The 8,399-nt window shown below is 68.1% G+C and carries 10 protein-coding genes; all 10 read left to right on the forward strand.

Going from position 1 to position 8,399, the window contains the following annotated elements; translation table 11 throughout:
• Positions 1 to 200: 200 nt before the first annotated feature.
• Positions 201 to 812, forward strand: a complete 612-nt coding sequence (locus AC0KUR_RS37450; protein WP_473377353.1) for a sigma-70 family RNA polymerase sigma factor — start codon at positions 201 to 203, stop codon at positions 810 to 812.
• On the forward strand, positions 809 to 1,543 hold the full coding sequence (locus AC0KUR_RS37455) for an anti-sigma factor (protein WP_059676247.1): 735 nt from the start codon (positions 809 to 811) through the stop codon (positions 1,541 to 1,543). Before AC0KUR_RS37450 ends, AC0KUR_RS37455 begins: the two co-directional genes overlap by 4 nt.
• 151 nt (positions 1,544 to 1,694) lie before the next feature.
• On the forward strand, positions 1,695 to 2,528 hold the full coding sequence (locus tag AC0KUR_RS37460) for a DUF1295 domain-containing protein (protein WP_212103873.1): 834 nt from the start codon (positions 1,695 to 1,697) through the stop codon (positions 2,526 to 2,528).
• On the forward strand, positions 2,525 to 3,625 hold the full coding sequence (locus tag AC0KUR_RS37465; RefSeq protein WP_212103871.1) for an SAM-dependent methyltransferase: 1,101 nt from the start codon (positions 2,525 to 2,527) through the stop codon (positions 3,623 to 3,625). The genes AC0KUR_RS37460 and AC0KUR_RS37465 overlap by 4 nt, the downstream gene beginning before the upstream one ends.
• A complete protein-coding gene (locus AC0KUR_RS37470; protein ID WP_009687747.1) occupies positions 3,622 to 4,242 on the forward strand; it encodes a lipocalin family protein in 621 nt (206 codons plus the stop codon). The genes AC0KUR_RS37465 and AC0KUR_RS37470 overlap by 4 nt, the downstream gene beginning before the upstream one ends.
• A 92-nt stretch (positions 4,243 to 4,334) precedes the next feature.
• Positions 4,335 to 5,639, forward strand: a complete 1,305-nt coding sequence (locus tag AC0KUR_RS37475) for an NAD(P)/FAD-dependent oxidoreductase (protein WP_059698581.1) — start codon at positions 4,335 to 4,337, stop codon at positions 5,637 to 5,639.
• Positions 5,636 to 6,490, forward strand: a complete 855-nt coding sequence (locus AC0KUR_RS37480) for a DUF1365 domain-containing protein (RefSeq protein WP_059698579.1) — start codon at positions 5,636 to 5,638, stop codon at positions 6,488 to 6,490. The genes AC0KUR_RS37475 and AC0KUR_RS37480 overlap by 4 nt, the downstream gene beginning before the upstream one ends.
• Entirely contained in the window at positions 6,487 to 7,704 is a 1,218-nt protein-coding gene (locus AC0KUR_RS37485; protein ID WP_473377352.1) for a class I SAM-dependent methyltransferase, read from the forward strand. Before AC0KUR_RS37480 ends, AC0KUR_RS37485 begins: the two co-directional genes overlap by 4 nt.
• Before the next feature lies 1 nt (position 7,705).
• A complete protein-coding gene (locus AC0KUR_RS37490; RefSeq protein ID WP_059517762.1) occupies positions 7,706 to 8,239 on the forward strand; it encodes a chalcone isomerase family protein in 534 nt (177 codons plus the stop codon).
• Positions 8,240 to 8,333: 94 nt separating this feature from the next.
• Positions 8,334 to 8,399 (forward strand): DUF2256 domain-containing protein (locus AC0KUR_RS37495; RefSeq protein ID WP_473377354.1); only part of this gene is annotated, 66 nt, incomplete at its 3' end.

Below are 8,399 nucleotides of genomic sequence, written 5' to 3' on the forward strand. Positions count from 1 at the left end.
TAGTCGGCCGCATTCGCCGCACGTTGCGGCTGCCTGCATCCGCGCGGACGCGTCGCTCGTATCTGGTTGAAGAGATCACAGCGGGCGTTGCGCTGCACAACGTGCAGCGGGCGCGCCACCGATCGGTCGATCACATGCATCCGAGAGTGCTATATTTCGCTCGATATTCACATCATGGCGGTCCGCGCCATCCCCTTCGCATGAGCGACACGCCAGGCGGTGCCAGCGGCTTCGATCAGTCTGCCCCTTCGCGCGATGCCGATGCGGATGTCGCGCGCCGCGAACATCTGAACCGGGTGATGCTTCAGGCAGCAACAGGCGACCAGGCGGCTTTCGCGGAGTTGTACCGGCTGACCGCGTCGCGGGTGTTCGGGACAATCGTGCGCATGCTTCACGATCACGGGGAAGCCGAGGATCTCCTCCAGGAGGTCTACACGACCGCATGGCGACGCATCGACGCATTCGACCCGGCGCGCGGCGGCGCGATGACGTGGCTGATCACGCTGGCGCGCAACAAGACGATCGACCGCTTGCGGCAGCATCGCGACGCGCAACTCGACGACGAACAGGCGCTGGAGCTTCCCGCCGAAGATCCGACGCCCGCCACGCTGGCGGAGGCCTCGCAGGAGCGCCTGCGCCTCGACCGATGCCTCGCGCAACTCGATCCGCAGCAGGGCCGCGCGGTGCGCGAGGCCTTCTTCAGCGGCGCGACCTACAGTGAGCTGGCAGCGCGACTGCGTGTGCCGCTCGGAACCATGAAGAGCTGGATCCGGCGCAGCCTGATGCAGCTGAAGGTGTGTCTGGAGCAATGAATACGCCGGCCGATCACGATCCCGAATTGCGCTGCGCCGAATACGCCCTCGGCGTGCTCGACGCAGACGCGCGCCGCGAGCTGGAGCAGTCCGCCGCGCGCGACCCGGCGTTGCAAGCCACGCTCGAGCGCTGGCAGCGCCACCTCGCCCCGCTCGCGGACGACGTCACGCCCGTCGACCCGCCCGCGAGAACCTGGACGAGGATCCAGCACCAACTGGGCTTCATCCCGCCGCCGCGCCCGCGCAGCGCTGCGCCATCCGACGGATGGTGGAACAACCTGAAACTGTGGCGCTGGGTCGGCATGGGCGCGAGCGTGGCGGCGCTCGGGCTGCTCACGGTCAACGTGATCCGGGTGGGCGAAGCGCCGCCGCGCCCCGCTGCCGAAGACAGCCACTACATGGCGGCCACGCTGGCACAAGCGGATGGCGTCGCACGGTGGACCGCCACGGTCGACTTGCGGCGTGCCCGGATGGTCGTGGTGCCCGCGAACACGCCACCTGTCGCCGCGGACCGCTCGACGGAGCTCTGGCTGATTCCGCCGAATGCGAAGCCGATCTCGCTCGGCGTATTCGCGTCGAACGCACCGGCGTCGATGACGCTGCCGCAAGCGATCGTCGCGCGACTCGATGCACGCGCGGTGCTCGCCGTATCGCTCGAGCCTCACGGCGGCTCGCCGAGCGGCCAACCCACCGGGCCGGTGCTCGCCACCGGCGCGATGCACACCACTTGACGCGCGCATCGCGCTCGACCCGCAAACGTAAAGCGCGGCGGCGTGCCGCCCGCTGCCTTCTCTCTAGACGAGATCACGCATCTCGTCGCATTCGTCTGCATCCGATCGGTCGCCGGCTCCGTATAAAGGGTATCGCGCCCTCGGAGCCCGTATGCCCGCCGTCGTCGTTGCCCTCCTCGCCTTCGTCGGACTGATCCTGTCCTTCACGACGGTGTGGATTACCCAATTGCATTCCCGGAACGCCGGGATGATCGATCCGGTCTGGGCCGCGACGCTCGGCGGCGTCGCCGTGTTCGTCGCCGCGCTGGCGACCGGCCCGGAATTGAATCGTGCGCTCGTCGCCGCGGGCGGCGGCATCTGGGGGCTGCGACTCGCGCGGCACCTGTGGCGGCGCAACCGCGGGCAGCCGGAAGACCCGCGCTATCGACAGTTCCGCCTGCAGTGGGGCGACGCCGCGCCGCGCAACATGTTCTGGCTGTTCCAGTTGCAGGCGCTGATCTCGATGCTGCTGTCCATCGCGTTCTTTATCCCCGCATACAGCGCGGCAACCCCGTCCCGGTTCGCGATTGCCGCGGCAGTGGCGATCTGGATCGCCGCCGTCGCCGGAGAGACGGCCTCCGACCGGCAACTCAAGCGGTTTCTCGCGGATCCCGACCACGGCGGCCAGGTCTGTCGCGCCGGCTGGTGGCGCTATTCGCGGCACCCCAACTATTTTTTCGAGTGCGTGCACTGGCTCGCCTACACGGCGCTGGCGATCGGCATGCCGTGGGGCTGGCTGACGCTGTTCCCGCCACTCCTGATGGCATGGCTGCTGCTCAAGGTATCCGGCTTGCCGCTGCTCGAAGCGCGTCTGGTGCAAAGCCGGCCGGGCTACCGCGAGTACATGCGCACGACCAGCGCCATCGTTCCGTGGCCTCCGAGGCCGGCGCCCGGCCCTTCCCCCACTCGATCCGATCACCCTGAAGACCGGAGCACGCGATCATGACCGCTACCACCTCGCAACCGTCGCCGGCCTCGGCGGCGGCACCCAACGACGCCTGGCTGATCCGCTGCTGCGAGCGCGGCTGGCTGCCGGACCGGCTGATCCGGGCCGGCATGCGCTCGCTCATGCGGCAACGCCTGCGCGACGAACACGCGTATGACGGCGAACGGCGCGCGGCGGCCTACGACACGCTGGTGCGTGAACTGGGCGCGAGTCCGATCGCAATCGAAACGCTCGCGGCGAACACGCAGCATTACGAAGTGCCCGGCAGCTTCTTCGAGGCCCATCTCGGCCCGCGGCTCAAATATTCGTGCGGCTATTACCCGTGCGGCGACGAAACGCTGTCGCAAGCAGAAGAAGCCATGCTGGCGTTGTACGCGCAGCGCGCCAGGCTGGAGGACGGCCATCGCATTCTCGACCTCGGATGCGGCTGGGGTTCGCTGTCGCTCTGGCTCGCCGAGCGCTACCCGGCCGCGCAGATCGTCGGCCTGTCGAATTCGCACGGTCAACGCCACTTCATCGAGCGGTGCGCGGCGCAGCGCGGGCTGACGAATCTGCGCATCGTGACCGGCAACGTGGTGGAGTTCGACTTCGATCCCGAGGATGCCGGTTTCGACCGCGTGCTCTCGATCGAGATGTTCGAGCACATGAAGAACTACGGGCAACTGCTCGCCAAAATCGCGCGCTGGATGCACGACGACGGCAAGCTCTTCGTGCACATCTTCGCGCACAAGCTGCTCGCCTATCACTTCGCGGTGCACGACGACACCGACTGGATGTCGCGCCATTTCTTCACGGGCGGGACGATGCCGTCGGCCGACCTGCTGCTGCGGTTCCAGGACGACGTGCGCATCGCCCGCCAATGGTGGCTCGACGGGACTCACTACGCCCGCACGGCCAATCAGTGGCTCGCGTCGCTCGATGCGGCGCGCCCCCGGATCATGCCGATTTTCGAGACGGTCTACGGCGCCGACGCCCGCATCTGGTTCCAGCGCTGGCGGATGTTCTACATGGCGGTCGCCGAGCTGTTCGGCTATGCCGACGGGCAGGAATGGGGCGTCGCCCACTATCTGTTCGACAAGCGCCGGGTTCTCGCATGAGGGCCGAAATCTCATACCGGGTCGTCCGCCGCATCGCCGTCACGGTCGTGACGGCGCTCGCGATCGGGGCCGCCGGGTGCTCGGGCAGCCCGCCGAACCCGAATCCGCGCGCCGCCGTCCCGCTGTCGACCGTACCCGTCGACCTGCCGCGCTACATGGGCCGCTGGTACGTGATCGCGAACATCCCGTATTTCGCGGAACGCCGCTTCGTCGGCAGCCGGGCCGAGTGGCGCCTGCGCGACGACGGCCGGATCGACGACGCATTCGTCGGCCGCAAAGGCGGCTTCGACCAGCCCGAGAAGCACTACCGGTTCGTCGACGCCGTCAAGCCCGGCAGCGGCGGCGGCGAATGGCGCGTGCGGCTGTTCTGGCCGGTGTATGTCACGCAACTGACGCTCTACGTCGACCCCGACTACCGGTACACGATCCTCGGCTACCCGGGCAAGACGCTCGGCTGGATCTTCTCGCGCGAGCCGACGATGGACGAGGCCACCTATCGCTCGCTGCTCGCCCGGCTCGATGCGATGGGTTACGACACGTCGCGCTTCAGGCGGGTGCCGCAAACACCCGACCAGATCGGCAAGCCGGGCTTCGCGTCGCCCGGCGATCGCGAATGACAACCGCGCCTGCATCCGCCGCGTGCGGTGCGACGTATATGAGCACATGTGATTCCCGAACCTGCACTTGTGACTGACGGAGACCATTCGCGATGCACCCGGAACTTACAATGTCGCTGCCCGGCCGGCGGATTGCCGTCGTCGGCGCCGGCATCGCGGGCCTGGCCAGCGCGTACTTGCTGGCCCGCCGTCACCGTGTGACGCTGTTCGAGGCCGCCGACTATCTCGGCGGTCACACGCACACGGTCGACGTCGACCTCGACGGCGCACGCCACCCCGTCGACACGGGATTCCTCGTGTTCAACGACCGGACCTATCCGAACCTGATCGCGCTGTTCGACGAACTGGGCGTGGCCGCCCATTCGACCGACATGTCGTTTTCGGTTTCGGTCGACGGTGGCCGGCTCGAATGGGCCGGCAGCAACCTGAACACGGTGTTCGCACAACGCCGCAACCTGTTCTCGCCGACCTTTCTCGGCATGTTGCGCGACATCCTGCGCTTCAACGCGTCCGCGCAAGATCACCTCGAATCGGCGAGCCGGCAGCGTCTTTCGGTCGGGGAACTGCTCACGGCCGGCGGTTACGGCGCATCGTTCCAGCATCACTACCTGCTGCCGATGGCGGCCGCCATCTGGTCGAGCGCGGCCAACGACATCCTGCGGTTTCCGGCGGCGACGTTCCTGCGCTTCTGCCTGAATCACGCGTTGTTGCAGGTCAACAACCGGCCGACCTGGCGCACCGTCGCGGGCGGCGCGCGGCAGTACGTCGAGCGCATCGCCGCGACGCTCGACGACGTGCGCGTGAATACGCCGGTCCGCGCGATACGGCGCGACGACGCGGGCGTGACGGTGGCGACCGATACGGCCGGTCACGAGCGTTTCGACGCGATCGTGCTCGCGTGCCATGCGCCGACCAGCCTGCGGCTGCTCGCGGATGCGAGCAAGGCCGAGCGCGACGTGCTCGGCGCCGTGCGTTACCAGCACAACGTCGCGGTGCTTCATACCGATACCGCGTTGCTGCCGCGCCGACGGCGCGTGTGGTCGGCATGGAACTACCTGGGCGGCCGGCCGAGGCGCACGGGCGGCGAATCGCCGGTGTGCGTGAGCTACCTGCTCAACCAGTTGCAGCCGTTGCCGTTCCGCTCGCCGGTCGTCGTCACGTTGAATCCGGTCGACGAGCCCGCGCCCGACACCCAGCTCGGCCGCTACGATTACGAACACCCGCTGCTCGATCTCGCGGCCGTGGATGCGCAGCATCGCCTGCCGATGCTGCAAGGGCGGCGCAATACGTGGTTCGCGGGAGCGTGGACGGGCTACGGGTTCCATGAGGATGGACTGAAATCGGCGTTGCGCGTCGCCCGCAGCTTCGGCATCGCGCCGTCCTGGGCTCGCCCATGAACGCGCCCTTTGCCCGCGACGGCATGGCCGCCCGGCTGCTCGTCGGCACCGTGATGCATGAACGGCTGCGGCCGGTGCGCCATGCGTTCGCGTACCCGATATTCCAGGTCTGCTGCGACGTCGAGCGGCTGGACGAGATCGACGTCGGCTGGTTCGGCATCGATCGCCGGGCCCCGCTTGCGCTCGCTTCCCGCGACTACGGCCCGCGCGACGGCCGCGCGCTCGGCCCGTGGATGCGCGATGTCCTCGCGCGCGCCGGCATTCCCGCCGACGGCCCGATCTGGCTGCAGACGATCCCGCGCATCTTCGGCTACGCATTCAATCCGGTGAGCTTCTGGTACTGCTACGACCGCGCGGGCCGGCTGCGCGCGCTGTACGCCGATGTGCGCAACACGTTCGGTGCGCACCACGGCTACCTGCTGAGTGCGATGCGTCACGCACCGATCGACGCCGACACCGTGCTCGTCTGCCGCAAGACGTTTCATGTCTCGCCGTTTTGCGACATCGTCGGCGATTACGCGTTTCGCGTGCGTCAGTGCGGCGACCATCTGAGCGTGGCGATCGACTATCGCGACGACGACGGTCTGCTGCTGCGCACGGCAATCGGCATGCGGTCCGCGCCGCTGACGGCGGCACGCGCATGGCGCGCGCTGGCCCGGCAGCCGCTGAACGCGATCAACGTCGTCATTCGCATTCATTGGCAAGCGCTGCGGCTGTGGCTCGCGCGCGTGCCGTTCCACGGCAAGACGCCCCCCGGCCGTTCCGCCGCTGCCGATTCGCCATTGTCCCGTTCGCCGGGCGCGTCGCCACACGGCCGCTCGGCGATGTCCGATCACGAGGCTCGCCCATGACCTTGCTGCGCCTGCTGTCTTCCGCCTCGCAACCGGCGATGCCGCTCTCGGCCCGGTTGTTCATCGCGCTGCTCCGGCAAATCAACGACGGTCACCTGACGCTCGTGACGCCCGAAGGCGCGCAGCATGTGTTCGGCGATCCGCACCGCCAGCCGGCCGCGACGCTGCAGGTCCGCGACTGGCGGGCGTGCCGTGCGATCCTGCGCGCGGGCGACATCGGATTCGCGGAAGCGTATCGCGCCGGCTGGATCGAGACGCCCGAACTCGTCGCGCTGCTGCGCCTCGCGATCCGCAACCAGCCGGTGATCGCGAAGACGGTGACCGGCGGCCGCCTGGCACGCCTCTGGTACGCGCTGCGTCACCGGCTGAGGATGAATATGCGGGCCGGCAGCCGCCGCAACATCCACGCGCACTATGATCTCGGCAACGACTTTTACGGATTGTGGCTCGACGACACGTGGACGTATTCGAGCGCATGCTTCGACGGCGACGCGCAGCGTTCGCTCGCCGACGCGCAAACGGCGAAGTATCAGCGCATCGTCGATTCGCTCGGCCTGCGCGCCGGCATGCACGTGCTCGAGATCGGCTGCGGCTGGGGCGGGTTCGCCGCGCATGCCGCACGGCAAGGCATCCGCGTGCATGGCGTCACCGTCTCGCAGGCGCAATACGCGCTGGCCCGCGAGCGCATGGCGCGCGACGGGCTGTCCGATCGCGTCACGCTCGAATTGCGCGACTATCGGGACGTCGACGGCCAATACGACGCGATCGTGTCGATCGAGATGTTCGAGGCCGTGGGCGAAACATTCTGGCCGGTGTACTTCGACACGCTCAGGCAGCGCCTGAAGCCCGGTGCTCGCGCGCTGATTCAATCGATCACGATCATCGAGTCGCTATTCGACGCGTACCGCACGTCAAGCGACTTCATTCGCGAGTTCATCTTTCCCGGCGGGATGCTGCCGAGCCCGGAGCGTTTCGTCGATGCCGCGCGGCGGGCCGGCCTGGCCGCCGAACCGGTGCTGGCGTTCGGCGACGACTACGCGCGCACGCTGCGCACCTGGCGGGCCGCCTTCGAGGCGCGCATCGACTCGGTGCGTGCGCAACGGTTCGACGAGACGTTCATTCGCACCTGGCGCCTCTATCTCGCCTATTGCGAAGCGGGATTTGTCGAGCGGCGGACCGACGTGATGCATTTCATCGTGTCGTCGGGCGGCTGACATGCGGCGCAGGCTTGCGATGCTCGCCGCAGTCGCGGCCGCGGCGCTGGCTGCACCCTTGTTCGCCGGCGCGAGCTGCGTCGACGACATCGCGTCGGCGCGACTGATCGGATCCGGCCGGTTCTGCATCCTGGGCATCTGTCTGTACGACGCCCAGCTGTGGGCGCCGCGGCCGCCGGGCGCGTTCGACACGCCGTTTGCGTTGTCGCTGGCCTACCGTCACGACGTGAAAGGCGAGCGGCTAGTCTCGACGGGCATGGACGAGATCGAGCGACTCGCACCCGCACCGTTGCCGGCGGCGACGCTCGAAGCATGGCGCCGCGATATCGAACGGGCGTTCACCGACGTATCGCGCGGCGACGTGCTGTGCGGTGTGTATGTGCCCGAGCGCGGCGCACGCTTCTACACCAACGGCCGCCTCACGGCCGACGTGACCGACCCGGCGTTCGCGCGCGCATTCTTCTCGATCTGGCTCGACCCGCGCACGCGGGCAAAGTCGTTGCGCCGTCAGTTGCTGGGCGACGATGCACGCTGATTCGACGGTGAGCGGCGATGGTCCGGTGTATCGACGCCGGCAGCGCCGCTCGACCGGACAGTTCGCCAGGATCCTTCTCGACGCGTGATTCGCCATGGTCAACAAGATGCACTTGCCTGAGAAGACATGCGAGACCTGCGGCTTGCCTTTCAGCTGGAGA

It is taken from the genome of Burkholderia sp. YHN3-13, from assembly GCF_055810675.1.